This window comes from Streptomyces sp. NBC_00873 (assembly GCF_045207415.1).
Classification (GTDB): domain Bacteria; phylum Actinomycetota; class Actinomycetes; order Streptomycetales; family Streptomycetaceae; genus Streptomyces.
Map to the genome: position 1 here is coordinate 4851644 of NZ_CP108803.1, position 26167 is coordinate 4877810.

The 26167-nt window shown below is 70.4% G+C and carries 22 protein-coding genes and 5 pseudogenes; 10 read left to right on the forward strand and 17 right to left on the reverse strand.

The features are described from left to right. Window position 1: 1 nt before the first annotated feature. The 3 genes from OH809_RS22325 to OH809_RS22335 all read right to left on the reverse strand — a co-directional run bounded on the left by OH809_RS22325 (window position 2) and on the right by OH809_RS22335 (window position 2377). Entirely contained in the window at window positions 2-313 is a 312-nt protein-coding gene (locus tag OH809_RS22325) for a trypco2 family protein (RefSeq protein WP_406420714.1), read from the reverse strand. A gap of 286 nt (window positions 314-599) precedes the next feature. Further along, window positions 600-1694, reverse strand: a complete 1095-nt coding sequence (locus OH809_RS22330; RefSeq protein ID WP_406420713.1) for a CU044_5270 family protein — start codon at window positions 1692-1694, stop codon at window positions 600-602. After that, entirely contained in the window at window positions 1691-2377 is a 687-nt protein-coding gene (locus tag OH809_RS22335) for an RNA polymerase sigma factor (protein WP_406420712.1), read from the reverse strand. Before OH809_RS22335 ends, OH809_RS22330 begins: the two co-directional genes overlap by 4 nt. 168 nt (window positions 2378-2545) lie before the next feature. Here OH809_RS22335 and OH809_RS22340 point away from each other — a divergent pair, with 168 nt between their 5' ends. Next, window positions 2546-4111, forward strand: a complete 1566-nt coding sequence (locus OH809_RS22340) for a serine protease (protein ID WP_406420711.1) — start codon at window positions 2546-2548, stop codon at window positions 4109-4111. 387 nt (window positions 4112-4498) lie between these two features. Here the strand turns inward: OH809_RS22340 and OH809_RS22345 are convergent, their stop codons facing one another. The 4 genes from OH809_RS22345 to OH809_RS22360 all read right to left on the reverse strand — a co-directional run bounded on the left by OH809_RS22345 (window position 4499) and on the right by OH809_RS22360 (window position 10709). After that, a complete protein-coding gene (locus OH809_RS22345; protein WP_406420710.1) occupies window positions 4499-4897 on the reverse strand; it encodes a DUF4440 domain-containing protein in 399 nt (132 codons plus the stop codon). A gap of 154 nt (window positions 4898-5051) precedes the next feature. Next, on the reverse strand, window positions 5052-5396 hold the full coding sequence (locus OH809_RS22350; RefSeq protein ID WP_406420709.1) for a hypothetical protein: 345 nt from the start codon (window positions 5394-5396) through the stop codon (window positions 5052-5054). An 89-nt stretch (window positions 5397-5485) separates the two neighbouring features. Further along, window positions 5486-10090, reverse strand: a complete 4605-nt coding sequence (locus OH809_RS22355; protein WP_406420708.1) for an HAD-IC family P-type ATPase — start codon at window positions 10088-10090, stop codon at window positions 5486-5488. 70 nt (window positions 10091-10160) lie between these two features. After that, complete coding sequence (locus OH809_RS22360; RefSeq protein ID WP_406420707.1) at window positions 10161-10709, reverse strand: hypothetical protein; 549 nt, start codon at window positions 10707-10709, stop codon at window positions 10161-10163. A gap of 169 nt (window positions 10710-10878) precedes the next feature. Here OH809_RS22360 and OH809_RS22365 point away from each other — a divergent pair. Continuing rightward, window positions 10879-11049 (forward strand): annotated as a pseudogene (locus tag OH809_RS22365) (SAM-dependent methyltransferase); the annotation flags it as partial. 213 nt (window positions 11050-11262) lie between these two features. Here OH809_RS22365 and OH809_RS22370 read toward each other — a convergent pair. Then, entirely contained in the window at window positions 11263-12543 is a 1281-nt protein-coding gene (locus OH809_RS22370; protein ID WP_406420706.1) for a glycosyltransferase family 4 protein, read from the reverse strand. A 139-nt stretch (window positions 12544-12682) separates the two neighbouring features. Between OH809_RS22370 and OH809_RS22375 the strand changes: the two genes are divergently transcribed. The 3 genes from OH809_RS22375 (at window position 12683) to OH809_RS22385 (ending at window position 15963) form a co-directional block, all read left to right on the forward strand. Then, the gene (locus OH809_RS22375) at window positions 12683-13375 is read left to right on the forward strand and encodes a response regulator transcription factor (protein ID WP_406420705.1); all 693 of its coding nucleotides are present in this window, start codon (window positions 12683-12685) and stop codon (window positions 13373-13375) included. Continuing rightward, on the forward strand, window positions 13375-14796 hold the full coding sequence (locus tag OH809_RS22380) for an ATP-binding protein (RefSeq protein WP_406420704.1): 1422 nt from the start codon (window positions 13375-13377) through the stop codon (window positions 14794-14796). The genes OH809_RS22375 and OH809_RS22380 overlap by 1 nt, the downstream gene beginning before the upstream one ends. A 438-nt stretch (window positions 14797-15234) precedes the next feature. After that, window positions 15235-15963 (forward strand): hypothetical protein, encoded by a 729-nt coding sequence (locus OH809_RS22385; protein WP_406420703.1) that lies wholly within the window; start codon window positions 15235-15237, stop codon window positions 15961-15963. A gap of 166 nt (window positions 15964-16129) precedes the next feature. On the opposite strand, the gene OH809_RS22390 is transcribed toward OH809_RS22385, so the two are convergent. The 5 genes and pseudogenes from OH809_RS22390 to OH809_RS22410 form a co-directional block, all read right to left on the reverse strand. After that, complete coding sequence (locus tag OH809_RS22390; protein WP_406420702.1) at window positions 16130-16561, reverse strand: SRPBCC family protein; 432 nt, start codon at window positions 16559-16561, stop codon at window positions 16130-16132. Window positions 16562-16722: 161 nt separating this feature from the next. Beyond that, window positions 16723-17019: a hypothetical protein gene (locus tag OH809_RS22395; RefSeq protein ID WP_406420701.1), complete on the reverse strand. Its 297-nt coding sequence runs from the start codon at window positions 17017-17019 to the stop codon at window positions 16723-16725. 474 nt (window positions 17020-17493) lie between these two features. Beyond that, a pseudogene (locus tag OH809_RS22400) lies at window positions 17494-17732 on the reverse strand (hypothetical protein); the annotation flags it as partial. Next, window positions 17729-18049: a transcriptional regulator gene (locus OH809_RS22405; RefSeq protein ID WP_406420700.1), complete on the reverse strand. Its 321-nt coding sequence runs from the start codon at window positions 18047-18049 to the stop codon at window positions 17729-17731. The gene OH809_RS22405 and the pseudogene OH809_RS22400, both read right to left, overlap by 4 nt. 99 nt (window positions 18050-18148) lie before the next feature. After that, window positions 18149-19042: a fibronectin type III domain-containing protein gene (locus OH809_RS22410; RefSeq protein ID WP_406420699.1), complete on the reverse strand. Its 894-nt coding sequence runs from the start codon at window positions 19040-19042 to the stop codon at window positions 18149-18151. 305 nt (window positions 19043-19347) lie between these two features. Here OH809_RS22410 and OH809_RS22415 point away from each other — a divergent pair, with 305 nt between their 5' ends. The 3 genes from OH809_RS22415 (at window position 19348) to OH809_RS22425 (ending at window position 22361) form a co-directional block, all read left to right on the forward strand. Beyond that, on the forward strand, window positions 19348-19494 hold the full coding sequence (locus OH809_RS22415) for a hypothetical protein (RefSeq protein WP_406420698.1): 147 nt from the start codon (window positions 19348-19350) through the stop codon (window positions 19492-19494). 232 nt (window positions 19495-19726) lie between these two features. After that, window positions 19727-21001 (forward strand): LAETG motif-containing sortase-dependent surface protein, encoded by a 1275-nt coding sequence (locus OH809_RS22420; RefSeq protein ID WP_406420697.1) that lies wholly within the window; start codon window positions 19727-19729, stop codon window positions 20999-21001. Between the two features lie 760 nt (window positions 21002-21761). Further along, on the forward strand, window positions 21762-22361 hold the full coding sequence (locus OH809_RS22425; RefSeq protein WP_406420696.1) for a hypothetical protein: 600 nt from the start codon (window positions 21762-21764) through the stop codon (window positions 22359-22361). Between the two features lie 45 nt (window positions 22362-22406). Here OH809_RS22425 and OH809_RS22430 read toward each other — a convergent pair. Beyond that, window positions 22407-22796: pseudogene (locus OH809_RS22430) on the reverse strand (transposase); the annotation flags it as partial. A 147-nt stretch (window positions 22797-22943) separates the two neighbouring features. Between OH809_RS22430 and OH809_RS22435 the strand changes: the two are divergent. Both OH809_RS22435 and OH809_RS22440 read left to right on the forward strand, forming a co-directional pair. Continuing rightward, complete coding sequence (locus OH809_RS22435) at window positions 22944-23726, forward strand: polysaccharide deacetylase family protein (RefSeq protein ID WP_406420695.1); 783 nt, start codon at window positions 22944-22946, stop codon at window positions 23724-23726. A gap of 286 nt (window positions 23727-24012) precedes the next feature. Continuing rightward, window positions 24013-24376, forward strand: a pseudogene (locus OH809_RS22440) (site-specific integrase); the annotation flags it as partial. 366 nt (window positions 24377-24742) lie between these two features. Here OH809_RS22440 and OH809_RS22445 read toward each other — a convergent pair. The 3 genes and pseudogenes from OH809_RS22445 to OH809_RS22455 all read right to left on the reverse strand — a co-directional run. Beyond that, window positions 24743-25414, reverse strand: coding sequence for a nucleotidyl transferase AbiEii/AbiGii toxin family protein (locus OH809_RS22445; protein ID WP_406420694.1), 672 nt, complete (start codon window positions 25412-25414; stop codon window positions 24743-24745). Continuing rightward, window positions 25411-25758, reverse strand: a complete 348-nt coding sequence (locus OH809_RS22450) for a transcriptional regulator (RefSeq protein WP_406420693.1) — start codon at window positions 25756-25758, stop codon at window positions 25411-25413. Before OH809_RS22450 ends, OH809_RS22445 begins: the two co-directional genes overlap by 4 nt. Window positions 25759-25846: 88 nt before the next feature. Continuing rightward, window positions 25847-26145: pseudogene (locus OH809_RS22455) on the reverse strand (hypothetical protein); the annotation flags it as partial. Between the last annotated feature and the right edge of the window lie 22 nt (window positions 26146-26167).

Here is a 26167-nt window from a genome sequence, read left to right on the forward strand (position 1 = left end):
CTCAGTCCTCACCGAGCAGCTCGTCCCCGGAGATCAACGCCATCTGATCCGGGGTGTCCGCGCTCACCGGCTGCAACGTCAGCGTGAGCTTCTGAGTGACCGTGGCCGACCGCTTCGCCGTCGCACTCGCGTCGAATACCCAGAACCTCACCTTCACCCCCGGCTCATGGGTCCGCTCCACCCCCACCGTCAGCTCCAGCTCCACCCGCTCCGCCTTGAACCGCAGGTCGGCGTCCTCCCCGGCTGACATCGCCCGGCTCAGTTCCTGGCGCAGCTGCGCGATCATGTCCGCCAACTCGACCGCATCATTCACAAGCAGGGCCCCCAACCGGCTCTTTTGACCAACTACCCACTGAGCTGGGCAATATCATCATGCATCAGCCCCCTGCCCCGTCCAGCCCGGCAGCCGGGCCCGGTCTCTCACGAGCGGGCCACCAGGACGTTGCGGGGCCGGCGCCGCCCGGGACCGGACCCGCTGGGGGACGAGGCCGCCGAACGGCGCAGTCCGTCCACGCACAGGCTTCCTGAACGGATGGGAGCCGGTAGCTGCCGCCCCGGTGGAACCGCGATCCGGGGCGACCGTGTGGATGGCTGCCCCGCTACGTGGTCATCGGCGCGGGAGTCTCGCCGGCGCGGTCGACCGCGGCCTTGGTGAGGACCGCGGAGGTGCCGACAACGGTCCCGGCCGGGCCGGCTTCGTCGGCTTCGGTGAGGACCGTGCGTTCACCGAGGAACGCGTACGTGGTCCGGTCGAAGACCCACTGCGTCTGCTGCCCGTGTGCCGTACGGGCGACGGCAACGCCCTCGCGTCCCGTGGCGTCGGCGACCGCATGGATCACCGTGACCCCGGGGATCTTCGCGGCGGCCTTGTAGAGCGCGGCGCTGACCTGCGGTGGTGCCCAGGTCTCGGCCAGCAGTTCGCCGATCGCGGTGAATGCTCGCTGGTCCGGGTCCTGGCCCTGTCCGCGGGTCTCGTCCCGGATCAGTTTCAGCAGGGTGTCCGGGTCGGTGGGCAGCGACGCGACGTACGCGTGTGTCGGGTCGCTGATCGACGCGGCCTTCTTCTGCGAGGTGCGCGGCTTGGGTGTTGCCCCTCGGCTGTCGAGGTCGTAGACGGGTGCGTCGCCGCCGAGCGAGGAGTCGGGCTCGCCCTCCTCGCGCAGCAGGCCGGGGCGGCTGCCGTCGGCGGACAGCCACACCTGCCGGGTGTGCGCAGGAGGCATGGTCACCTTGCCGCCCCCGGCGCTCTGCCCGGCGTAGGCGACCTTGCTCTCGATGTACACGAACTGGTCGGCGCCGACCGTCGGTTGATTCTTCCCTGCGGCCGCGAGTGCGATGCGGTCGAGGAGTTGTGCCGCTTCGGACGCGCCGGGGGCGCGGCCACCCGTGACGGCGGTGGTGCCGTGCCCCGGTGTGTCCGCGAGGTCGGCCACCACGATGCCGCCGACCGCCAGGGCGCAGGCGACGGCGGGCACCATGACCCGGACCAGACGCCGACGCGGGCGCGAGGCCCGGGGGGTGAGGCCGCCACGTGGTTCGGCGACGGCGGCCTTGCGCAGCAGGGTTTCCTTCAGCAGCAGTTCACGGTCGGGGTCCAGGCCGGGGACCGGCGGCGGGGGCAGCAGTGCGGTGAGGCCGGGGCGTTCGGTCTCCTCGGACCGGTGGTGCGTACGGCGCCGCGAGGTGAAGTTCATCCGTGGTTCTCCTGGGGCAGCAACGGGGCCACGGTGCGGCCCGGCAGTGGCTTGGCGGGGGTGGTGGTGGCGGGGGTGCTAGTGACGGGGGCTCTGTTTCCTGCCGCGGGTGGCCGTTCGGTTCCGGCCGGCGTGCCCTGCGAGCGTGTGGCGCGGGCTTCGGCGTCGGTGAGCTCGCGCAGTCGGGTACGGGCGCGGGACAGGCGCGACCGGACGGTGCCGACCGGCACGCCGAGTGCCTCGGCCGCTGCCGCGTAGTCCAGGCCGGCCCACACCACGAGGGTGAAGACCTCCCTGTCTCGGCGGCGCAGGCGGGCGAGAGCGGCGTGCGCGGCACGCAGTTGCTCGCTGTCCGCGAGGTGCGTGACGAGATCGTCGGCGAAGTCCGGGACCGAGCCGCGTTCCGGGACGCGGGCGAGGGCGATCTCGCGGCATCGGCGTGCGCGTGCGTTGCGGCGCATGATGTTGGTGGCGATGCCCAGCAGCCACGGGCGCAGACCGTCCCCGTCGGGGCGCAGCTTCTCCCGGCTGCGCCATGCTTCCAGGAAGGTCGCCGAGACGACGTCTTCGGCCTCCGCCCAGTCGCCCGTCACCCGCAGGGCATAGCGGTACAGCACTTGGGCGTGCTCGTCGTACAGCTCTCCCAGGGCGTCGCGGTCTCCGCGGCGGAAACGATTCCTCATGAGTGATTCCACACTCTGCTCTGCCGTGTCCGTTGCACCGGTTCCGGTGACGTGCGCCACACACATGCCGTCCCGGGGCTACGTCCCCTTGTGCCTCGGGGCCACGTTCCCGTGCCCTGTGTGACCCGGCTCACGGGAACGCCGACGCCCGGCAGTGCAGTGCAAGTCATGAACAGTTCTTCCGTACCCCGCCGGAGCGCGCTCCGGACGCTTGCTCTCGCCGTCGCCCTGGCCGGCAGCACGACGCCCGCATGGAACGCCGCCGCCTTCGCCGCAGAACCGGCGACGTACACCCTCACGATCCATCACCTCGACCGCACCGGCCACAAGACGGCGGACTACACCACCCACGTCACCGGAATCTCCGGGCCGGGTGCCGGCGAGGCCGTCCATCCGTACGACGCCTCCGGCACGACCACCGTGCGTCTGCCCAAGGGCCGGTACCTCCTGGACAGTGAGCTGGCCACCGTCAAGGCAGCGGACGGCACGGACTGGGTCGTCCAGCCGCGCCTCGACCTCGACCGCGACACCACCATCACCGTCGACGCGCGGACCACCGCCCCCGTCGACGTACGACCGCCCGACCGCTCCGCAGGTTTCCTGCACAGCGCGATGTTCGTCCAGGTCGAGCACGACGGCGCGGTCCGGAGCGCCAACCTGGTCAACGGCTCACCGAACCTGCGCGTCGCGCACCTGGGCCCCGACAGCGAACCCGGATCGGTGAAGCAGTGGTTCGACTCCTACTGGACGACCGACACCGCCGGCTACGCGCTCGGCCACACCTTCACCGGCAGCCACGCCCTGACCGGGCTCGTCCGGCACCCCGCCGCGAAGGACCTGGCCACTGTGCAGATCCGCGGCGCGGCCCGGCCGGGCACCGAGGGGAGGGCGACCGTCGAACTGCAACCCACTGCCGGACCGACCGTCGGCGTCACCCAGGCACTGTCGACCCCCGCGACCGCCACCTACTTCGTGACGCCTGAACGCGGCACCTGGGACATCAATTACTGGGCCCCCGCTGCGCCCGGCGCGGCAGCGAACCGCTACAGCGCCAACGGCATCGCCGTGCGCGCCGGAGGTACGACCACCCACACCTTCGACAACGCCGTCTTCGGCCCCGATCTCACCGACCGCCCAGGCGTCGTGCGCGACGGCGACCGGCTCGCCGTCGATGTCCCGCTGCTCGCCGACGGCGACGGCCACGTGCCGTCGTCACCGTCGTACGACATGGCCTCGACCACTCTGCACCGCAACGGTGTGCGCGTCGGAGCGAAGACCGGCACCCCCGGAAAGGCCGAGTTCACCGTGGAGCCGGGGCGCGCGGCGTATCGGCTCTCCAGCACGGTGAGGCGCGGCGGTGCGCCCGGCGTCGCCACGCGGGTGACCACGTCGTGGACCTTCACCTCGGACACGACGACGGGTCCGGTCCCGGTGCCGGTGAGTGCCGTGCGGTTCTCGCCCGAACTCAGCCCGACCGGCACCGCGGTGGCGAACGAGACGCTCCGCGTCCCGGTCACCGTGCTGGGCGCCGCCGCGAACGGACGCGCGCGCTCGCTGACGGTCTCGGTATCCGTGGACAACGGCGCCTCGTGGACCCGGGTTCCGGTCGAGAACGGCGCTGTCACGATCCACAACCCGCACGCTGACACCGGCGTCTCCTTGCGCGCGGAGCTGACCGACACCGGCGGGAACACCCTCACCCAAACCATCGTCGACGCCTACCGGACCCGATGACCCCGTAATCCAGAAGAAGGGCAGCCGGGGTGGGCGGCTCGTCTCGTGCGTCGATGGGCCCTTGCCGCACTGTTGGTGCACAGAGAAAGCACGCCACCCGCGACCGGTCTGAACAACAAGGAGCCTCCGGCCGTTGGCCGGGGGCTTCTTCATGGAGCGGGTGACGAGAGTCGAACTCGCGTTCCGAGCCTGGGAACACTCGGGACTTGGGCCCCGAACGCGGGTCTGACCTGCGGAAACGCGCATTAAGGTGGTACGTCCGTGGGTTGCGGAGCTGCCTGCTGACCGCTGTTCACCGCCCTGACCGGCACGTAGGGGCACGCGCCTCCCTCGGCGACCGAGTCTGTCTCTCTGCCGGTCGTCCCGCCCCGACAGGTGCCCGACGAATCAGGGCCGGTCGTGCCAGGCGAATGCCGTGATCCGCCAGCCGTCCGAGGTGCGGACGAACTGGAAGGTCTTGGTCCCGACACCCTCGAACGGCTCACCGTCCAAGACCCCGGACTTGCGGTATTCGCTGAACCGCGACGCGATATCGCCCGCGACCTCGGTCCGCTCGGAGGTCTCCCACTCGGAGAACTCGACCAGTCGGCCATCGGACAGCAGCCGTCGGCGAGGCTCGATGAACTCGTCCACGGTGTAGACCGTGAGCTCCGGGGCGGTGGTGACGATCACGCCGCTTGGAAGAACCAGCCGCCGGATCCGGGCCACGTCGGCAGCCTTGCCGCCCCGATTGTCAAAGGCGCCGAAGAACTCGGCGGTCACTGCGTCGATCTCGGTCTTGGACATGGACACGACGCTAACACCGAAGGGGCGAGGGCTCAGTCGCCGAGACCACCCGGCCGACCGGGGGCGTTCACCACCGGACCGGCACGTACTGGCACGCCCCGTTCAGGAGGCTGGGGGTGTCGTCCCGCGGGGGCGCGAGAGGGCGCCCCGCCTCTCAGCTTATGAGTGAGCGGTCTGTGGGGGCCAGCCTCAGGAGTTCGGGGGCTGCGGTCTGCGCCTGCTCGATGTCCGGAAGAAGCTCCTCCCGTACGAGGGGATGAGCCATGGCGCGGGCGAGGTGGCGGCGGTGCGCGCTCTCGTCCGGGTACGAGGTGAAGACTGCGACGACGTTCTCCCCGGTGCGGACCGGGAGCCTGGGGAATGTGTTGGCCGCCGGCTCCGTCGTGAGTACGGCGAGTGGTGCAGGCCCTGTTTCTCGCAGCACAGGGACGAAACCGTCCCGGATCAGTTCGGTGCCGTTGTGGCAGCCCGGAGGGAAGTGCCACAGTGCGCAGGCCACGAACCGATCCGGTGCCGCGGCAGCTCCCTGCGGCCGGTCGGACGGGGTCACCGCGACTCCCGGCGCCGCGCTGAATCACCTTCAGGTCGTCAGTGGGCGAGCCGCACCAGGGGACGCACTCGCGAGGTGAGGTCGGCCAGCAGCCGGTCGGCCTGCGGCAGTACGCGGGGTCCGAGGGCGGCGGCGCCGACGGCCACGGCCACGCCGGCCCACGCCAGTGGGCCCAGCGGCGTGCACCCGAAGAAGTGGCTGACGACGGGCGTCTGGACGAGGGCGATGAGCACGGCAGCGGTGCCGAGGACGGTGGCCAGGACCAGTGGGCTGTGGCGGCGTCCGACGACGGTCTGGGTGAGCTGGGCGCCGACCACACCGCACAGGGCCATCGTGCTGGTGCGCCGCACCGAGCCCGGAGTGAGGCTGCCGATCAGCCATGCGACGGTCCCGCCGATTCCGGTGATCAGGCCACGATCGCGGATCTGGCGGGTCAGCGGCCGGCCGAGGACGGCGAGGCCTACGGGTGCGTCGTCGTCTGCGGTGGGCTCACCCTCGGGTTCCGGATCGTGAGGGGTGACCGCGACCGCCATCGCCGGGAACATGTCGGTGAGCAGGTTGACCAGCAGTAGCTGACGCGTCGTCAGTGGCGACGTGCCGGACAGCAAGGTGCCCAGTACGGAGAAGCCGACCTCGCCGGCGTTCCCTCCGAGCAGAATGCTGATCGCGTCGGCCACGCTTCGCCACAGGGCGCGGCCCTCGCCGATGGCGTCGATGAGAACCGACAGCTCGTCGTTGGTGATCACGAGGTCCGCGGCGTTGCGCGCGGCGGCCGATCCGCGCGCCGCGATGCCGATCCCGACATCGGCGGCGCGGATGGCGGCGGCGTCGTTGGCGCCGTCCCCGACCATGCCCACGACGCGTCCCGCCTCCCGGAGCGCCTCGACCACCTGCAGCTTCTGCTCGGGTGCGACGCGAGCCACGACGCCGCAGTCCCGGAGCAGGCGCGCCCGCCCCGCCCGGTCGAGTGCGGCCAGCTCGTCACCGGTGACGACCGTGACATCCGATGGCCAGCCCAGAGCGACCGCCACGGAACGGGCGGTCTGAGGGTGGTCGCCGGTGAGCATGACGGGTCGTACGCCGACCTCGCCGAGACCGGCCACGAGCGGAGCCGAACTGGCGCGAGGGGTGTCGGCCAGTGCCACGAACCCGATGAGTTCCAGCAGTTCAAGGGGCTTGTCCAGGGCCTCCGTCGCTTCTTCCGCCGCGAGGCGGCGCTGGGCGACGGCCAGCAGCCGCAGGCCCTGGGCGGCAAGGGCATGTGCCGTGTCGACGGCTGTCGGATCCGCAGCGGGGCAGCAGGGCAACATGACTTCGGGCGCCCCCTTGACGACCAGCATGTCCTCGCCGTCGTCGCCCCTTCCGACGGCGGCCGCGTAGCCCCGGCTCGCCTCGAAGGGCTGTGCCCGCACGGTGGTCCACCCGGTCTCGCGCGGGGCGGCTGCCAGGACGGCCTCGTCGGTGGCGTGGGCGTGGGCACCCGGCTGCTCAGCGACGCGCGGGCAGGCCCGGGCGGCGATGCGAAGGATCGGTTCCGCTTCGGGGCCGAACGCCGGGTGCTCGGCGCCGGCGGCAGTGATCAGGCGGACGACCCGCAACCGGTTCTCGGTGAGGGTCCCGGTCTTGTCGAAGCACATGGTGTCCACGCGTCCCAGGGCCTCCAGACTGCGCGGCGTGCGGACCAGCACACCCAGCCTGCTGAGCCGGCGCGCCGCGGCCATCTGCGCCACCGTCGCCACCAAGGGCATGCCTTCGGGGACGGCGGCCACCGCGACGGCCAGCCCGCCCTGGAGCGCGGTGCGCACCGGACGGCCGCGCAGCAGGGACAGACCGGCCACCGCGGCGCCGCCGGCGAGGGTGAGGGGCAGGACCCGGCGGGTCAGCCGGTGCAGTCGTGCCTGGACCCCCGCCGAGGTGGGGACCCGGGCGGCGAGGGACGCCGCGCGGCCGGCTTCGGTCTGGTCGCCGGTGCCCACCACCACGGCGCGGGCGTGGCCGGCCACCACCGTGGTGCCCTCGAACACCATGCAACTGCGGTCGGCGACGGGCGCCTGTGGTACGGCGGCCACCTGTTTGCGGGTGGGCAGTGACTCGCCGGTCAACGAGGACTCGTCGACCTCGAAGCCGCTGACCTCCAGCAGGCGTGCGTCGGCCGGCACGACGTCGTTGGTGCGCAGCTCGATCACGTCGCCGGGCGTCAGCCGTTCGGCCTCGACGAGGGTCGCCTCATCTGCTGACACGCCGGGGAGGCGCCGGGCTGTTCGCCGTTGCCCGGTGACGAGTTCGGACAGTGCCTGCTCCGCGCGCAGCCGCTGTACTCCGCCGACCAAGGCGTTCCCCGCGACGGCGCCGATGACGAGGAATGCGTCCACTGCTGATCCCAGCAGTGCCGACGCGGTGGCACCGACCAGCAGGATGGGGGTGAACGGGTCGTCGAGTTCGGCCCACACGGCGCCTGCCAGACGTGCGCCGACCCGCGCCGGCGCGAAGGCCGGGTGAGTGGCTGCGGCGCCCATGACGTGGTCGGCCCGGGTCCGCACCACCGCCCATGCGGTGGGCGCGGCCCGCGGCGCCTTCGCCAGCCGGGCCATGACCTCCTCCGGATGCAGAGCGTGCCAAGGCACCCGCTGCCCGGGGTGCGGGGTCGTACGGGCGGCGACACCCAGCGCGGTGAACCAGCCCGACACCAGAGACGCGGCGGTGGCGATGTTGACAGGGCTGATCCGCAGTTCGAGGGGGAAGGGGACCCGTTGCGTCCGGGCCCCGCGGGTGAGTACCAGGAGTTCGGAGAGCGTGGCGCCCGCCTCGGCGAGGAACTTGGACCGCCGGCTGGCCGCCCGCGCAGCGGGCACGGCGGACAGCAACCGCCACGTGCCCTCCAGCCCGCGCAGCGGCAGAATGTCCGCGCCCCAGACGACCGCGCTGCGCTCGTCGGCGACGGCGACGGCGATGTCACTGCGGAGCAGCCCGTTGAGTACGTCGCGGGCGGCCGCGGTCAACGCCCGTTCCGCCGCAGCCCGGTCGTCCGGCACGCGCGCCACCGTGAGGACCGTCCGCCCGTCGCTCTGGAGGCCGGCCACCACCTCGGCCAAGGGGATCTCGGCAGGGGCGAGTTGGTCGGTCAGCGTCCCGAACTCGCCGAGCGAGTGGTCGTCCAGCACAACGACGTGCAGGCCTGCCCGGCGCGCCGCGTCCAGCGCGGCCTCGGCCATCGGGTCGACCTCCCAGCCGACCAGGACGGTACCGACATCTTCGCCGCGCACCGACGCGATCATCAGTCCCGCGTCCGACCGCGCTGTGTCCGACGCCAACTCGTCGGGCACCGGTCGCAGGCCGAGTCCCGGCTCCCCGGACGGCATTGCCCCGTCCCCGGGCGCACTCAGGGCTGCGGTGGACTCCTGCCACAGCCGACGGTGATCCCAGCCGGCCATGCTGGGATGGACCTCGAGCACGGTGCGCCGAGTGCCGCGCAGCGCTTCAGGATGCAGCACCACGGTGTCCACAAGCTCCAGTCGGCGCAGCCGCTCCGGGTTGCGGACCAGCACGTCCTCGCGCGCCAGGGCACTGCCGAGCGCCGCGGTGAAGGCCGCCGGGCCGTAGCGCGCAGCCTTGGGCGAACCGGCCAGTACGGTCTCGGCCGCCCCATCGAGGTTGCGGGTGAACAGGAGCGTGGCGAGGGCGCCGCCCAGCATCCCGTTGATCGCGGCGTCGGCATACTGTTCGCCAGGGCACGCACGCAGCGGCGGACGTACGACGTCGTCTCCGGCCACGGTCAGCCTGTCCGGAGCGCACAGCGTGTCGTGCAGGGCGTCGAATGTCGCGAGCTGGGCAACGGACTCCACCAACTGGGCGGTCCGCAATGCCGCGTCGAGCAGCAGCGGACTCGGCGACTGCCCGATCCCACAGACAGCCGCATGGGCCGCGGCGAGCACCAGATCGGCCATGTCCGGGCCCAGCGCGCGGCTCAGCACCGTCCGTACCCGGGAGTCCTCACGCATCACGACGACCGCGGCCACGGCGACCTCCGGCACGGGCTTCAGAAAGAGTGTCCGTGCCGCGAGGGAGGTGGCGATGCCCGCCGCGTCGCACGCCACGGCGACAGCATTGGCGCGCACGCCCCCGGATGCTCCCGGGTGGGCGTGTTCCAGCGTCTGCTCACCGACGTGCACCAGCCCGTGTTCGGCGGCAAGTTCGGACGCCCAGTCCACCAGTTGCTCGCAGATCGCACCCTCGGTGGTCTGCATGACCAGCCGCCCCAGGCCGCCGTCCCAGTAGGCGATCAGCACGTCAGGGTGCTCGGCCAGCTCGACGGCCACTTTCTCGGCGGCGGCCTCGAGTCGCTCCACGGTGGGTTCCTGCGCGTCCGGATGTTGCCGCAGTGCGAGGTGCATCCGGGAGCCGGCGTGCCAGTAACCGACTTGAGGGGTCACGGCGTTGCGAGCGACCCTGCCGACCCGCAGTGCGGTCGCCGCCACCGCCGCCGCGCCGCTCACAGCGCCACGCGCACCGGTGCTCACCAGCTCAGCGACCGTCCGTGCAGCGTCGGTGGTCGGCGGGGCGATCCGGCGCGTGGCCTCGACGGGGGCGGCCAAGGCGTTCTGGAGGACCACGGCGGGCAGCCCGGTCAGCAAGCGGAGCAACATGTCTCACCTTCGCGGGCCTGCCGCACGGGTCGGCGGCGGAACGGTCGTCAGAGCGGGTGGAGGGCCGGTGTCAAGGCTTCTTCCGCCCACCTGCCTTGGCGTGCGAGGTGTTCGTGGCGGCGCGCTTGGACGAGCGGGCCTTCGCCGTGCCCGGGGTGCTCGTCTTCTTGGGCGCGCGGGTCTTCGCCGTCCCCGACGTGGCCTTGCCCGGACGGGTCTTCGCCTTCCCGGTGGCCGTCGACGCCTTGGCCGACCCGGCGGCGTGCTTCGCCTGCAATGCTTCGGCGCGGGCCTCGTCGGCTGTCTGGGCCGCCGCGACATCCTTGGGACGTGGCTGCGTGAGCCACACCACGGCGGCGCCCGCCGCGACTACTGGCCACTCGACCACACCGGCCACGCCGAGCAGCCCGGCACCGGTGTACGCCGCGACACGCCGTGCATGGGGCGAGACGATCCCGACGGAGTCCAGAACACCGTCGACGATCTCCTTGGCCCTCTCGGCGCCAGGGACCTTCTCCATTGCTGTCGTCATCGTCTGCATGGGGTGCGCCAGCGTCTCCTGGACGGGATGGTGCACCTTCGTGTCCCCTGAGCCAAGCGCATGGGAACTGTCAGTCATGGTCGCTCTCCCTCTGTAGGGGAGGTGAGGCATACGGCGCCGAGGTCGTGACGCTTCTCACCTTTCCGACAACTTTGACCATATCGGGCAACTTCGGCAAGCCGTGACATATTCACATGCCGCCGTATGACGTAGTCGGCGGTGAGGACCGCTGCGCCGGGCCGCCCGGGTGTTCCGGGCGGCCGGGGCACGCCAGGGGCTGGAGCCGGGAGCCGGGCACGGCCGCGACGCCCTGTACTTCGCGCGCGAGGGCTTCACCGTCCGGGCCACCGACTTCAGCCCGGTCGGCCTGGAGCAGTTGCGCGAAACTGCCGGCGCCCAGGGCGTGGCCGAGCGGGTCGCCACCGCGGTGCACGACGTACGCGAGCCGCTCCCGCGGGCCGACGGTTCGATGGACGTGGCCCCGCCGGGGCGCGGCTGGGGCCAGGCCGCTCACGCCGCCCCTGCGGGGAGCGGCCGACCGGTGGAGCTGCGCGGTGGACGGACTCGCGGTGAGCGCCCCCTTGCGTGCGCAGGCGACCCGTCCGTCGTACGCAGTCGGAGAACAGTGGGGTCAGTGCCCGGTGCGGACAGGCCTGAGTTCACGCAGGCGCGCGGCCGACCTGCGCGCGACCCTCAGCAGTTTGACCCGGCGCAGCGCGTCCGCCAGGCCGGCGCGGAGGGCGGCGCGCAGCCGGGTGCGGGCGCGGTCGCCGCGCGTAGCGGCCAGCTCTGCGAAGAGCAGCTCATACCGGCCGGCGATGTGCTCCGGGTCGAAGCGGGCGGCGTTCTCCAGGGCGGTCGCGGCCATCCGCCGCCGGCCGGACTCGTCCTCGATGAGCCGCAGAAGCGCCTCCGTCAGCGCCGCGGCGTCCCGCACCGGGACAAGCAGGCCGTCGGCTCCGTGGCGGATGATCTCGGCCGGGCCGAGTGGGCAGTCCGTGCTGACCACGGGCACCCCGCAGCGCATGGCCTCGACGATCGTCATGCCGAAGGACTCGGCGTCCGAGGTCACCGTCACGATCGACGCCCGCGCGAACTCCGGCTCGATCGGCGAGCGCACACCCATCAGCTCGACGGTGTCCTGCAGCCCGGCGTCGGCGATGAGCCGGGTGAGGCGTCCGCGTTCGGGGCCGTCGCCGTAGAGGCGCAGCCGCCAGTCGGGATGCTTGGCGGCGACGGTGGCGTACGCCTCGATGAGCAGGTCGTAACGCTTGCCGCGGGCCAGCCGGCCGGCCGCGGCGACGACCTTGGCCGTGCCGTCCGAGGGCGGTCCGGTGGGCCGGGGGACGCTGTTGGGCACCGACAGGACACGGACCCCCGGCAGCGGCATTCGCTTGGGATAGACGGCCGCGTCGGCGTCGGTCATGGTGACGAGCGCGTCCAGGCGCCGGTAGTAGGGGGCGAGCTGGGCGCGCAGTCGCTTGCTGTGGACGTCGTGGCTGAGGTGCTCCTGGGCCATGCGCAGCGCGCGGCGGGGGCCGAACTCGGCGAGGTAGACGTTCACCCCGGGCCGGGTGCCGATCAGGACGCAGGCGTCGCTGTGGCGCAGATACTCCTCGGCACGGGCGTCGACGAGGGCGCTGTACTGGTGGTAGCGGTTCTCGGCGGAGGGGAAGACCCGGGAGGGCCGGTCGTACAGCGGATCGTCCAGGTCCGGGCTGCCCGGCCGTACGTCGACCAGCGGGACCAGCCGGATGCGCGGGTCGATCGCGAACCGGGGCTGCGCGCGGTGCCGTCTCATGGAGACGATCTCCACGTCGTGGCGGTCGGCGAGCGCGGCGGCGAGGTTGAGCGTGGTGCGGATGGTCCCGCCGATCCCGTAGACGTCGTGCAGCAGGAACGCGATCTTCATACGTGGTCTCCAGGCATGGCCGCCAGCCTGGGGCAGCGAGGTAAGCCGACGGCGTGACGAAGGTGAGACGACGGTAAGAGCGCCGGTCACGGCCTCGGGAGGCTCGGCGGGGCCGCGCGGCGCCGTGCACACTGGCGGGGTGAGGAACACTGTGCTGCTGGCCGAGGACGACCGTGCGATCCGTAAGTCGCTCGAACGCGCCCTCACCCTGGAGGGCTACCGGGTCAGGGCCGTGCCCGACGGCGTCGAGGCGCTGGCGGCCATCCATCAGGACCGGCCCGACGTGGTCGTGCTCGACGTGATGATGCCCGGCATCGACGGCCTGGCCGTATGCCGGGTGCTGCGCGCCGAGGGCGACCGTACGCCGGTGCTGATGCTGACCGCGCGGGTGGAGATCGCCGACCGGATCGCCGGGCTCGACGCGGGCGCGGACGACTACGTGGCCAAGCCCTTCGAGGTCCGGGAGGTCTTCGCCCGGTTGCGCGCGCTGCTGCGCAGGACCGTCCCCGACCCGGCCGGTCCGGCCGAGGACGAGCTGGTCGAGGCCGCCGACCTGCGCCTGGACCCCGCGGCGCGGCGCGGCTGGCGGGGTGAGCGGGAACTGGACCTGACCCGCACCGAGTTCGACCTGCTGGCGCTGCTGGCCCGGAACGCGGGGATCGTACTCGACCACAGCACCATCTACCACCGCATCTGGGGCTACGACTTCGAGTCCGGCTCGAAGAACCTCGCCGTCTATATCGGCTATCTCCGGCGCAAGGTCGACCTCCCTGGCCAGCCGCAGCTGATCCACACGGTGCGCGGTGTCGGCTATACCGTCAGGGAGCCGTGATGCTGCCCTGGCGCGAGCGGGCCGGCCGCATCCTCCGGCCCGCACCGTACGCCAGCCTGCGCACCGCGCTTGCCGTGTTCTTCGCGGTGATGGCCGCGACCGTCACCGTCCTGGCCGGATTCCTCAGCTATGACGCGGCGGCCCGGCTGGTGAGACTCGACGAGCAGAGGGTCTTCACGGGCGTTGTGGACGATCTGCACCGCCAGGTCACGCAGCACCCGCTGACCGCGAAGGAATTCGCCAGAAACGACCTGGCCCATGACAGCCCGCGCGACGACCTGATCCGCAGCAGCCGGACCGACGTCCAGGTGCTGGGTCCTGCGGGAAGCGTCATGGACCGGGGCAGCCCCGCCCTGCCGGTGTCCGCCGCAGACCGGGCCACCGCCGGCCATGGCACGGCGGGTCACACCCGGCTGTACGAGACCGGGATCGGCGACGATCGCTACCGCGTGGCGACCGTGGCCCTGGGTGGCGGCCGTGGCGCGGTCCAGATCGGCCGGCGACTCAGCGACACCGAGGACCTGTTGCGCAGTCTGCAGCGGCGCACCATCGCGGTCATGGCAGTGGTCGTGCTCGGGGCGGGCATGGTCGGCTGGTGGCTGGCCCGCCGGATCACCGGACGACTGGTGCGGCTGACCGGCATCGCGGAGGACGTGGCACGGACCGGGCGGCTCGATGTGGAGGTACCGGTCACCGGCGGGGACGAAGTCGGACGCCTGGGCCGTGCGTTCGACGACATGCTCGGCCGCCTCGCACATTCCGAGGAGGACCAGCGCCGGCTCGTCCAGGACGCCGGACACGAACTGCGCACGCCGCTCACCTCACTGCGTACCAACGTCTCACTGCTGCGTCGGCTCGGCGAACTGCCGCCGCACGCCAGGGCGGAACTGATCGAGGACATGGCCGACGAGACCCGCGAGCTCACCGACCTCGTCAACGAACTGGTCGAACTGGCCGCCGGGCACCGCGACGGCGAGGATCCGGTGGACCTCCTGCTCGGCGACGTGGCGGACCGGGCGGCCGCCCTCGTCGGCCGCCGCACGGGTCGTGAGATCGTCGTACGTGCCGACAGCGGCGTCGTACGGGGCCGGCCCGCCGCCCTGCAACGCGCGGTGTCCAACCTCCTGGAGAACGCCGCCAAGTTCGATCCCGGGGGCGACGCCCCGATCGAGGTCGTGATCAGCGGCCCGCGCGTGGAGGTGCGCGACCGCGGCCCCGGCATCCCCGTGCCGGATCTGCTCCGGATCTTCGACCGCTTCTACCGCGCCCCGACCGCACGCAGCCTCCCCGGCTCCGGGCTCGGCCTGGCCATCGTGCGGGAGGTCGCCCACGCCCACGGCGGCGCGGTCTTCGCTCACAACCGGTCCGGCGGCGGCGCCGTCATCGGTTTCACGGTCCGTCACCCCGATTCCGGAGGATGATCCGGCGCACGGTCCTACGGGGAGAGCGGGAGGTGGGCCGATCAGCTCGGACCCGTTCGGGCAGACGCTCAGTGCTGACTCGCTGTTCACGGCCTGTATCCCGTCCGCCGCAGCTTGGAGGAGCTCACGGTGGTGCCGGCCGGTCTGCTGCGCAGTCGGTTGCCCGTCGGTGCCGGTGCGCACATGGCGGCGGCCCGGCCGGCCGGGCCGCCTGTTCAGGCTGCGTACAGGTTCGGGCGGGGACACTGCTGCCTCGGTGCGCGGCCCGATCGTGCAGAACGTCAAAGCGAGGGCAAAGCTGTGGTGAGAGAGGTCAATATGGGGCAAAGGGGCATGGGGCGCACGCGAGATCCCATGCCGGGGCTGCCGCCCATGGCGACAGATCAACACCTGAACGGCCGCGACCCCTCCCACGCTGTGCCCACGGTCCGGCGCGCGATGAGCAAGGTACCGGAGGTCACCATCTGGTTCTGGATCATCAAGGTGCTCACCACCGGTATGGGCGAGACCGCCTCGGACTTCCTGGCCCATCTGCTCGGCCCCGTCCCGGCCGTCGGACTCGGCGCTATCGGTCTGGTGGCAGCCCTGGTCCTCCAGCTGTCCGTGCGTCGGTACGTGGCCTGGATCTACTGGACCGCCGTCGTCATGGTCAGCGTCTTCGGCACGATGGCCGCCGACATCCTGCATGTCGGCCTCGGCGTGCCGTACCTGGTGTCCGCCCCGTTCTTCCTGCTGGCCCTGGGCGTGGTCTTCGCCCTCTGGTACGCGAGCGAGCGGACGCTGTCCATCCACAGCATCCACACGCGTCGCCGCGAGGCGTTCTACTGGGCCACGGTGCTGGCCACCTTCGCGCTGGGCACCGCTGCCGGTGATCTGACCGCCATCCCCCTGGGGCTGGGCTACCTGGGCTCGGGCGTGATGTTCGCCGTGGTCATCGCCGTGCCCGCGCTCGCCCACTGGCGGCTCGGCCTGGGCGCGATCGCGGCCTTCTGGTCCGCGTACATCGTGACCCGGCCGCTGGGCGCCTCCTTCGCCGACTGGATGGCGGTGTCCTCCGCGCGGGGCGGACTGGCGCTGGGGCTCGGGCCGGTCACCCTGTACTGGACGATCGCGATCCTCGGCCTCGTCGGCTACCTCGCGGCGACCCGAAGGGACATCGCGCTCTGAGCGCGGTTCAACGCCGCCTGCGAGGCCGACATGGGGCTGACCAGGTCAGACACTGCCCGGGCGACCCGTACGCGGGTGCGCGGGGCACCGCTGTTTGCCGTGCTGCAGGGCACGGATGGGCACGGCGGCCGTGGACCGTACTGCCGTCGTACTCGGTGGGGGCGCCTCACCGTTCCCGTTCCACCAACTCCTTGAAGTGCTCGAGGTCGTCCCGTACAAGCCGTTCGATCGCGGTCGCCTGGGCGAATCCCTTCGGCCCGCCGAACGCCTCCTTGACGGCGCCCGGGTCGTACTCGATCCGGGCCTGGACTCGGGTGTGCTCCCGGTCGATGGGCAGCAGTGAGAAGGTTCCCGCCAGGTCGGGACCGCTCGTGGTCTGCCACTCCATCCTGTGTTCCTTGCCACGGTCGGTGATCTCGGCCTCGAACTCCTGAGCTCGGCCGCCCGCGTCGACGTCCAGGTGTGCCCGGTGCCCGTCCTCCGAACGGGCCTCGCGTACTCCTTCGACGAATCGCGGATAGGTCTCCACCTGGTGGAGGCGTTCCCAGGCCAGAGCGATCGGAACGTCAACGTCGATCTGTTCTTCGAGAGTGCTCATCGGACCACCTCAAAACTCGTTCACCGTTTACGGGGCCATGACTCCAGTGTCGCCCCCGGAGGGTCGATGGGGGCCGGCGTCGGTGTCCGCGGGGCCGGCGGGCCGGTGCTGTCCGTCCTCGCTCGGCGTTCCGGGACGTGAGCACAAGGACCGCGGCGGCTTCAGGTGGGCCCGACTCCGAGTTCGCGGCCGCGGTAGAAGCCTTCCCGCTCCTCGACGATGTAGGGGGCCATGGCCTCACGCCGCTGCGTCTCCGCCGCGGAGGCCCGCCAGGAGTCGCACGCTTCCTTGGTGTCCCAGAACGACACCCCGGTGATCTCTTGCCCGTCCTCGGACCAGTACGCGTAGGCGCGGCGCAGCGCCTGCGGGTACCGGTCCGGGCGCCAGGCCCTCTCGAACTCCTCCAACGCGCCCGGCTTGATGCGGCGTGTCGTCACCCAGACAAAGTGCTCCATCATCGCGGCCTCCTCTGGAACGCCGGTTCGGCTTGATGGCGCCTCTCGAGCCATCGTAGGTTTGTGGCGCCGCTTCCGCCCCTGCTGCGGGGGAGCGCGGTCGCCCCAGGGCAGTGACCTGGGCCCTGTCGGAAGAGCGGGTGACGAGAATCGAACTCGCGCTCTGAGCTTTGGAACCACTCGGGACGTGGGCCCCAAACACGGGCCTGACCTGCGGATACGTGCTTTCGGGTGGCGCGTCCGTGGGTCGGGTGAAGCCGTCTGTCGACCGCTGTTTACCGCCCTGACTGGCACGTAGGGGCACGCGTCTCCCTCGGCGACGGGAGCGTGTCTTTCTGCCGACCGTCCCGCCCCGATGGGGTGCCCGATGGATCAGGGCCGGGTCGGCCGATCCGCGATCGTGACGTTTAGCTTGTGGAAGCGGCGCGTTCGTAGGCCAGGGTGAGTTCGGCGAGGACGCCGTCGGCACGTTGCGGGCGGGTCTGTCTCCAAAGCTCTTACGCGCCACCCGCGCTGCTCCAGTCCAGTGCGCACGGCAGTAGCGATGTCCTCCATACGGCCTGGGTTCTCGGTCGCGACGTCGAGGTTCTGGCTGAGCCGGTCGACCAGGCCGTGTGCCTGGACCGCGTAGCCACCGCGGTGAGCGCCAGAGGGTAGGCACCGCCCACGGCGAGCACGTCTGCGAGCAAGCGGCGGTGCAGTTCCGTGAGGTTCACGCAGCGGCCTGGGCGCTGTGAGCCAGCTCGTCGAAGGAGCTCTCCCAGACCTCACGGATATCGCGACTGATCAGTGTGCGCAGCGTGGGCCACATGCCGACGAGCAGGTCGCGGTTGAGGTATTGGACCAGATCATCGTGCCGGCCCTCGGCCAGGACGATGCGGTAGTAGCTCATCCGCAGCCGGGGCTGATCGAGCTCGAAGGTGGTCAGCCCTGACCATGCCGGGTGGAGCGGCAGGCTCACTGTGCCGTGCTCGGCGCCGGCAAGCTCGGAGAGTGCTGCGGGCAGGCGCCGTGCGAAGGGCTCATCGATCACGCCGATGAGCCCTTCGGGTTGCCGCTCCCACCGTCTCGCAGAAGTCGGCGGGGCGGGAATCCGTGTCGGCCCCCGCCCCGCCCGTGAGGCCTCGAACCGTCAGCCCGCCGCCGGCGGTATCCGGGCCCAGCCCGCGCCGGGGGCGGTCTCCGTGCCGTCGGCGAGGACGGCCGTCACCCAGTAGTAGTGGGTCGTGCCGGAGGCCGCTGTTGTGTCCGTGTACCACGTGAACGCGCGCGGGTCGGGATCGGCCAGCGGCGCGTACCGGCCCGCGGCCCGGTCCCAGCGGTACACGCGGTAGCCCGTCGCGCCCTCGACCGCGTTCCAGGCCAGCTCCACCCCGCTCTGCCTGTCCGTCCTGACGCTCAGGTACAGGGGCGAACCCGGGGGAGTGGGGACCGTCGGCGTCAGGTCCAGCGCGGTGACGATTTGGACGTCGGCCAGCTTGGTCCGTCGGTAGTTCGAGTTGCCGCGGGTGTCGACGGCGTCGATCCAGAAGCAGTACTCGCCGCCGTCGGGCTTCGCCGGGTACAGGTAGTGCGTGGTGGACTTGTTGGGGTAGGCGTAGTCCGTGCCGCTGCACACGGTCTTGCCGTCGTCGCCGCGCAGTACCTCCCCGACGTAGACCACATACCAGCCGAGGTCGGACTCGGTATTCGCCTTCCAGTCCAGCGCGATGCCGTACTCGGTCGCCTTGGCGGTGACCCCGCTGACGGCGGCCGGCGGGGTGAGGTCGGGGACGAGCGTGGTGACGGACGCGGTGTTGGAGGCGACCGACTCGCGGCCGCCGTTGTCGTAGCCCTTCACCGCGTAGTGGTATGTGGTCTCGGCGGCCGTCGTGATGTCAGTGCAGCCGTACTGATTCTGGCCGTCGGCGCGAGCGATGGACCGCACATCGCACCGCACCGGCTCGCCGGTGGTGTCCACGGGCAGGGACGTGGAGCGGTAGACGTGGAAGGAGAATCGAACTTGCGCTCTGAGCTTGGGAATCACCGGGTCCTGCTGAGCCCAGAAGTCTTTGACCTGGGGAAACGCCTGATCTGAAGGGTCTGGGTGTGACCGGACCGCGCCGCTGTTGACCGCGTTGTACCCCTCTGAAGGGCACGCTTGGGGCACGGAAGACGCGACGTGGCCGCTGGGCGTGCTTGGGTGGGCCACCCCGTTGCGGCAAGTCGATGGTCAGTCGTAGGGCACTTCCACTGGCCTCTTGCCCAGGAGTTGCTTCGCGGCCTCGATCGCTTCCCTGTTGAGGTCCTCGACGGAAACGCCCCAGCTCTCCCCCCCAGGCCGTCCAGGTTGTGAGCGCAGTGGACCAGTGCCTCCAGGTCTTCGGGATAGTCGAGGTCATAGGCGATGTCTGCCCAAATGAGATGCGCTCCGGCGGCAGGGTCGCGTACGTGGAGGTGCAGGCGCTCGTCGGATGGGGCGGCGCCGGAGAGGCGTAGAACGACGCGTCCAGGGTCATGTGGCATTCCTCACAGTGAAAGTACAGGCAGTGAAAGCAACTGCACCCTTTCGTCTTTTCTGTCTGTCCCGGTGTTGTGGTATTGGCGGGAACAGGTGAAAAACTCGTGACGGTCGACCGTCGCCCCGGTCATACGATCACCTCAAGTCGCGTCTGCGTGTCCCATTTTGCTGCGACCCCTTCTTCTCTTTTTCGGACCCCGAAGGGCTCTTGTGAAGATTCGCCGGATTCTTGCCACAGCTGTTGCCGCCGCAGTGACCACGCCTGCCCTCCTGCTGTCGGTTACCCCCGCGTTCGCCGACGACAAGCCGGCAGCGCAGACGCAGGAGAAGCCGTCCATCGCGGAGCTGGAAAAGGCCGCCGCCGCAGCTCAGGCGGCGTACGACGACGCCGTAGCGGCCGAGAGTGCCGCCTACGCGGCTCTGGAAGCGCTCCTGTCCGACACCGCTCCCCTGACCGTGGCAGCCAAGGCCGCCGAGGCCGCGGCGGCCGACGCCGCCACCGCGAAGACCGACGCCGACCAGGCGGTCGTCGACGCCAAGGCGGCGGTCGACGCCCTCCCGGAGACGGCCACCGAGGAGGAGAAGACCGCCGCGGCGACGACTCTCACCGAGGCGGAAGGCGCCGCCGCAGCTGCCGGTGAGGTCAAGGCCGCCGCCGACGCCAAGGTCGTGGAAGCCCTGGACGCGCGTGACGACGAGCGGGTCGCCGCAGCCAGGACGCTGGACCAGGCGCAGAAGGCCACCAAAGCGGCGCTCGCTGACAAGACCGCCGCCGACGAGGCGCTGGCCAAGGCGAAGGAGGAGGCGGGTGAGGGCGGCGAGGACTGCGTCCCCGAGGCCAAGCTCACCACGGTCGTCACGGGTCTGCCGTCCACAGTCGTCGCCGGCACGAAGGTCAACTTCAATCTCCGGGTGACCAACGGCACCGACAAGACGATGGACGAGGTGCTTCCGTTCGCCTACGTCCACGCGACCGACAAGAGCGGGCTCAAGGACATCGACGACCTGGTGCACCTGCAGTGGTCGTCCGCCTCGTCCTCGACGTGGAAGACCGTCGACAACGAGCACTACATGGACGCCATCAGTCCGCTGAAGGCCGGCGCCCACGCCGACGTCAAGATGCGCCTCACGGTGGACGCCTCGGCTCCCGCGGGCAACGGCGTCACCTTCGTCGCCGGTGACTACTTCAACGACAACGGCACCTGCGGCGGGAACCCGGACCTCAAGGGCTACGAGTTCCTGATCGCCGCCGCGGGCAGCAAGCCCGGCAAGGTCGACGACGCCAAGCCCAGCACGACCGAGCCGACCACTTCGGACGTCAAGCCGCAGGGCGGCGCGTCGGCCAGTCCCGTGAGCGGCAGCCTCGCCGCCACGGGCTCGTCCTCCGCGACGTCGCAGCTCGCCCTCGCGAGCGGCGCGGCCCTGGCGATCGGCGCGGGCGCGGTCTTCGTCGTACGCCGTCGCAAGGCCGGCTCCCACGTCTGACGCATGAGGCGGGGTGCGGACCAAGCACCCCGGCCCATGCGCTGACCGCCCAACGGGCCCGACACCGAGCGGTGTCGGGCCCGCTGCGGTGACACGGTCGCCCCAGCGCGTAGCCACCTTCAAGTACCTCTGGCCTGCACGTTCGGCCTGGCGGTACGAGGCCGAAGTGGTCTCTGGGCGCCGTGCTTGACCGCTGTTGTCCGCTCCGAAGGGCACGGATGGGGCAGGGCGACCTGTCGCGAACCGCATTCTTGTCGAGTGATCGGCATCCGTGAGGCCATCAGTCCTCGTGCGGAGCCTCAAGCTCCTGAAGCCGTTCCCCGATGTTGTCCGCCCACGTCTGTGCCCACCGGATGGCGGCGCCGCGACAGGCGACTGTCGGGGCAGGGCGCGAAGCGCCCGACCAGAGAGGGGACCGCCGCGGTTCGCTCGGTTGGGTCACTGGGATCTGGCCCATCGCGATGGGGCGCAAGCACAGCGCAATGCCCAGCATCAAGGCGCCTCCTGTCTGCTTGTTTCCATTCGGCTAAGTTTGCTCGCATTCCACCTGACGACTGGCTTGGTTGCCGAAAAGTTCGTTGAAGCGAGTAGGCAACCTCTTGAATCTCGCAGTATTTCTCTACGCTTGCCGCGATTCGCAGGTGACGTGGGAGGATTCTTCTGCTGTTCTCCCAGAAGAAATTAAACGGGAACTAACTGATCGTTTTCGTGGTAGAGTCTCAATGAATTCACAGGACGCCACGAAAAAAAGGGGAATGGCGTGAATACCGAGAAGGTTACGGCTCGACGTCTTGCGGCCGAAGAGGTTTCGGAGTTGGGTCTCCAGGACGGAATCTTCGTCTCGGCAGAGATGGATGGCCTTCCTCTCGACTGCTACGCCCCGGCTTTCCTTACGCAGCCGGGTAAGAATTTTGAGGGAGGGTCCTTCATTGCGAGGACGATCTTCGGTGAGGAAATTCATGTTCTCCCGGACAATGCTGAAGAAAGTGGGATCTGGATTTCCGACGAGGCGGGGGAGGAAATCGAGGTTCTTCAGAGTGCTGGCGTCCTCCTGAATCTCGCCCTCTTCGTGCCCAACGGGAGCAAGGAATCTCTGGAGTCGCTCTACTCCGCCGCCCGGGACGCCTTCGGCGCGGGGATCGTTCAGCGCTGGAGCGAGGAAGTCGTCGCGGTGCCGGACGTCAAGGTCGACCTGTTCGAGGAGCCGGCCCGGGGGCGGAAGAACACGAGCAGCCAGAACCGTGACCGCCGCGCCTTGGACATCTACCCGACCCGAGTGCGATTCCTGGAGCCCAGCGATGGCTGGAGGTTCATTGTCGAACCACACAAGGAGGTCGTCGATGACACACCGACGATCTGACCTGATGGCAGGTTAGCCTCGATCTTTCGCGGGAGCCCGTCAGCTTGCTGACGGGCTCTTCTTCGTTTGCTGGGGCGTGTGGGCAGTCCGCTGGCCGTCGGCGTCGGTGAAGCGCAACTGGGCGCCGAGGTGCGGCCGTTCCTCGCGGACGATCAGCCGCATGCCCTTCGGCCGGCCGGTCGGACAGTCTCCGTCGAGCTCGGCGACCCAGGCGCCGTCGCGGATTTCGCCGCCGGGTTCGACAGCGGGCGTCCAGGCGCAGGGCGGGACTGTCAGCACGGACGGGTGAATCTGCTCGGTGATGGTCATGCCGACCGAGTAGGACAGCCATCGGCCCTGCTTCGCGAGCCATTCGATGAATGCGTGGGTGCCTCCGCCGGAATCCGTGCGGATCAGCGTCTGCCGCCCTCGCCGGTACCATTTCGAGGCCGTTGCGCCCCCTCATCTGTCGCGGAACTCCTGCGTTTGTCGCTGGTCCCCTGCGGATTCGTCCGTGATCGGCAACAGAGGGATCTTGTACGGGCGTTCGTATGTCTTCGTGGGTGCACGGCATCGGCGGAGACGGCAAAGGGGCGGGCGGACATGGCAAGGCACAAGGGAAGGGGATGGCACGGCCGGCTTCTCGCGGCGGCGCTCGGGGTGACAGCAGTGGCCGCTGCCACCTCAGTGTGGACCGCGCAGGCCGACCCCGTCGGAGGGCGGCAGCCGCAAGCGCGTGTCTCAGCGCCGGACGCCCGGCCCCAGGACCGGGCAGCGGCCAAGGTGGCGGCGGACATCGCGCACGCCTCGGACCGCGGCGCCCGGGGCGTCAACATCACCATCGACGATGGACCGGACCCGGTCTGGACGCCGCAGGTGCTGCAACTGCTGAAGGACAACGGCGTGAAGGCTACGTTCTGCATGGTGGGCACGCAGGCCCAGGCGTACCCGGACCTGGTCAAGGCGGTCGTGGCAGCCGGGCACAGGCTGTGCAACCACACGGTCTCGCACGACACCACCATGGACACCCAGTCCGAGGCCTACCAGTCCCAGCAGATCCTGGATGCCGAACGCATGATCACCAAGGCGTCCGGAGGCGTCCGGCCGCAGTATTACCGGGCCCCGGGCGGTGCTTTCACCCCGTACAGCCGACAGCTTGCCGCGTCCCGGGGGATGCGGCCGCTGGGCTGGAACGTCGACTCCAAAGACTTCGAGCGTCCCGGCGTGGACACCATGGTCGCCACCGTCAAGAGCGAGATCTCCGACGGGCCGACCGTCCTCTTCCACGACGCGGGAGGGGATCGCTCCCAGACCGTGGCCGCTCTGCGCGAGGTGCTGCCCTGGCTGAAGCAGCAGGGATACTCCTTCGGCTTCCCCGTGCGGTGAGTGAGGCTCGCCCGCACTGACACCCAGACCCGGACCCCCGGCACCAGCAGACAGACATGAACAGCAGACACGAACAGCAGAACCCAACCACTGACGAAAGCCGCCCGGACGGAGCAGCGACAAGCCACCCAGGGAGGCCCTTCCGCACTCTGGGCGCGATGCCCTCCCCAGCGTCGGCATCAGCGACCTCTTATTAACTGCGTCCGATCCTCGTTCCAGGCGCCGACCAAGCCGCCGCCGACTCAACGGGCAGCTGCACGTCCCGCCGACCCTCGGCGGCTGGGACAAGGGCGCGGGCAAGGAGTCCTCGGCCGAACGGGCAGATAGTCACCGCCGCCCAGGTCGACGCGCTCTCCAACGCCGTAGGACCCCGCTGGCGACTGATGGTCTACCTGGGCGCGTACGGGCCGATGCGCCCGGAGGAACAGGCCGAACTGCGCCGCAAGGATGTGGATCTGGACACCATGACCATCCGCGTCCGGATGGCCGCGCCCGAGCTGACCACGGGAGGGCGCGCACCGGGCGACACCAAGTCGGAGGCGGGCAAGCATTTCCTCGTGCTGCCGGGCTTCCTCCGGACCGACCTGCGGCGGCATCTCGACTGGTACGCCGAGAAGCGGCCGGACGGGTTGCTGTTCGTGGGGGAGAAGCGTCCGTGCCGAGCGCCGTAAGGGCGCTGAGCAGGGCCGGGAGGATGCCTCTGGTGCGGAGGTGGTGCGTGAGGCTTAGGTCGGTCCAGACAACAAAGAAGCCCCGGGCCGCTGGCCTGGGGCTTTTGTGTGGAGCGGGTGACGAGAATCGAACTCGCGCTCTGAGCTTGGGAATCAACGGCGCTTGCTCAGTGGGCAGGTCGCTGACCTGCTTGTTTGGTGCTCAGAGGTGGGGATGGTGTGGGCTCTGGTGGCCGTGCTTGACCGCTGTTGTCCGCTCCGAAGGGCACGGATGGGGCACGGCGGCCGAGGGGCGGGCAACTGCCGCGAAGTATTCCTGTCGAGTGGTCGGTATCCGTGAGGGCGTCAGTCCTCGTGCGGAGTCTCCAGCTCCTGGAGCCGTTCCCCGATGTCGTCGGCCCATGTCTGTGCCCACTGCCGCAGCCCGGTGATCGCCTGCTCGTCGAGTCCGTAGGCGGCGAATTCCGTGTCGTCGATCCAGTCGGCTCCGCCCAGCCGAGCTTGAAGCTCGCTGAGGTCGAAGGAGCCGCGGGCATGGCGCCGGCCGAGCTCTTCGAGTTCGACGGGGTTCCAGCGGTCCGTGGCGGCCTGTACATCGATCAGATCCCTGGCGAGTCCACGGTCGGCCAAGGCGCGGACCTTGGTGCCGACGACATCTTCGAGGGACAGCACCAAGCCGTGCTCGGTGTGTACGGGTGGTCGCCAGAGTGCCTCCTTGAGGATGTCGACCTCGCACTCTTCACGGCTGGCAGGATCGGTGACGATCAGACGTGCGGACAGCGGGTCTGTTTCCAGGGCTCTTACGCGCCATCCGCGCTGCTCCAGTCCGGTGCGCACGACGGTCGCGATGTCCTCCATGGGATCTGGGTTCTCGGTCGCGACATCGAGGTCCTGGCTGAGCCGGTCGACCAGGCCGTGTGCCTGGACCGCGTAGCCGCCGGTGAGCGCGAGAGGGTATGCGCCGCCCACGGCGAGCACGTCTGCAAGCAAGCGGTGGTGCAGGCCCGTGAGGTTCACGCAGCGGTCCGGACGCTGTCGGCCAGCTCGCCGAAGGCGCTCTCCCAGACCTCGCGGACATCCCGGCTGACCAGTGTGCGCAGTGTGGGCCACAGGCCGACGAGAAGGTCCTGGTCGAGGTACTGGACCAGGTCGTCGTGCTGGCCCTCGGCCAGGACGATGCGGTAGTAGCTCATCCGCAGCCGGGGCCGGTCGAGGTCGAACGTGGTCAGCCCTGACCACGCAAGGTGGAGCGGCAGGCGTACCGGGCCGTGCTTGGGACCGGCAAGCTCGGAGAGCGCTGCGGGCAGGCGCCGGGTGAACTTGGCACGACGGAGATCGGAAAGACGAGGCTGTGATGCCATACATCGATTATCCAGGAAGAGCCGACGATGAGCCGCTCGGGCCGCAGACACCACTCCTGCGAGCAGGAGACCGGCCCGCTGCCCCGCCGGCGGCGCGCATCGGGTTGAGCAGGCCCACCACGGCGAGTGGGATGATCACGACGTTGTAGCCGAAGGCCCACAGCAGGTTGCCGCGGATGGTGGCGAGGGCGCGGCGGGCGAGGGCTTCGATGTCGTCGCGGACGAGGGCGACGTCGGCGGCGCCGATGGCGACAACGGTGCCGGTGCCTATCGCGGTGCCGAGGTCGGCCCGGCGAGCGCCGCCGTTTCGTTGACGCCGTCCCCCGACGACCGCGACCCGTTCCCCTCCGCGCGCAGCGCGCGGACGGGTTCCGCTTCGCGCTCGGGGACCGGCGGTAGAACTCGGCCC

What these genes read in the sequence shown, in the direction of transcription:
- OH809_RS22330 (WP_406420713.1), bottom strand. Translation starts at nt 1,694, where the DNA reads ATGAACTTCACCTCGCGGCGCCGTACGCACCACCGGTCCGAGGAGACC.
- OH809_RS22335 (WP_406420712.1), bottom strand. Translation starts at nt 2,377, where the DNA reads ATGAGGAATCGTTTCCGCCGCGGAGACCGCGACGCCCTGGGAGAGCTG.
- OH809_RS22340 (WP_406420711.1), top strand. Translation starts at nt 2,546, where the DNA reads ATGAACAGTTCTTCCGTACCCCGCCGGAGCGCGCTCCGGACGCTTGCT.
- OH809_RS22345 (WP_406420710.1), bottom strand. Translation starts at nt 4,897, where the DNA reads ATGTCCAAGACCGAGATCGACGCAGTGACCGCCGAGTTCTTCGGCGCC.
- OH809_RS22355 (WP_406420708.1), bottom strand. Translation starts at nt 10,090, where the DNA reads ATGTTGCTCCGCTTGCTGACCGGGCTGCCCGCCGTGGTCCTCCAGAAC.
- OH809_RS22360 (WP_406420707.1), bottom strand. Translation starts at nt 10,709, where the DNA reads ATGACTGACAGTTCCCATGCGCTTGGCTCAGGGGACACGAAGGTGCAC.
- OH809_RS22370 (WP_406420706.1), bottom strand. Translation starts at nt 12,543, where the DNA reads ATGAAGATCGCGTTCCTGCTGCACGACGTCTACGGGATCGGCGGGACC.
- OH809_RS22380 (WP_406420704.1), top strand. Translation starts at nt 13,375, where the DNA reads ATGCTGCCCTGGCGCGAGCGGGCCGGCCGCATCCTCCGGCCCGCACCG.
- OH809_RS22385 (WP_406420703.1), top strand. Translation starts at nt 15,235, where the DNA reads ATGAGCAAGGTACCGGAGGTCACCATCTGGTTCTGGATCATCAAGGTG.
- OH809_RS22390 (WP_406420702.1), bottom strand. Translation starts at nt 16,561, where the DNA reads ATGAGCACTCTCGAAGAACAGATCGACGTTGACGTTCCGATCGCTCTG.
- OH809_RS22395 (WP_406420701.1), bottom strand. Translation starts at nt 17,019, where the DNA reads ATGATGGAGCACTTTGTCTGGGTGACGACACGCCGCATCAAGCCGGGC.
- OH809_RS22435 (WP_406420695.1), top strand. Translation starts at nt 22,944, where the DNA reads ATGGCAAGGCACAAGGGAAGGGGATGGCACGGCCGGCTTCTCGCGGCG.
- OH809_RS22450 (WP_406420693.1), bottom strand. Translation starts at nt 25,758, where the DNA reads ATGGCATCACAGCCTCGTCTTTCCGATCTCCGTCGTGCCAAGTTCACC.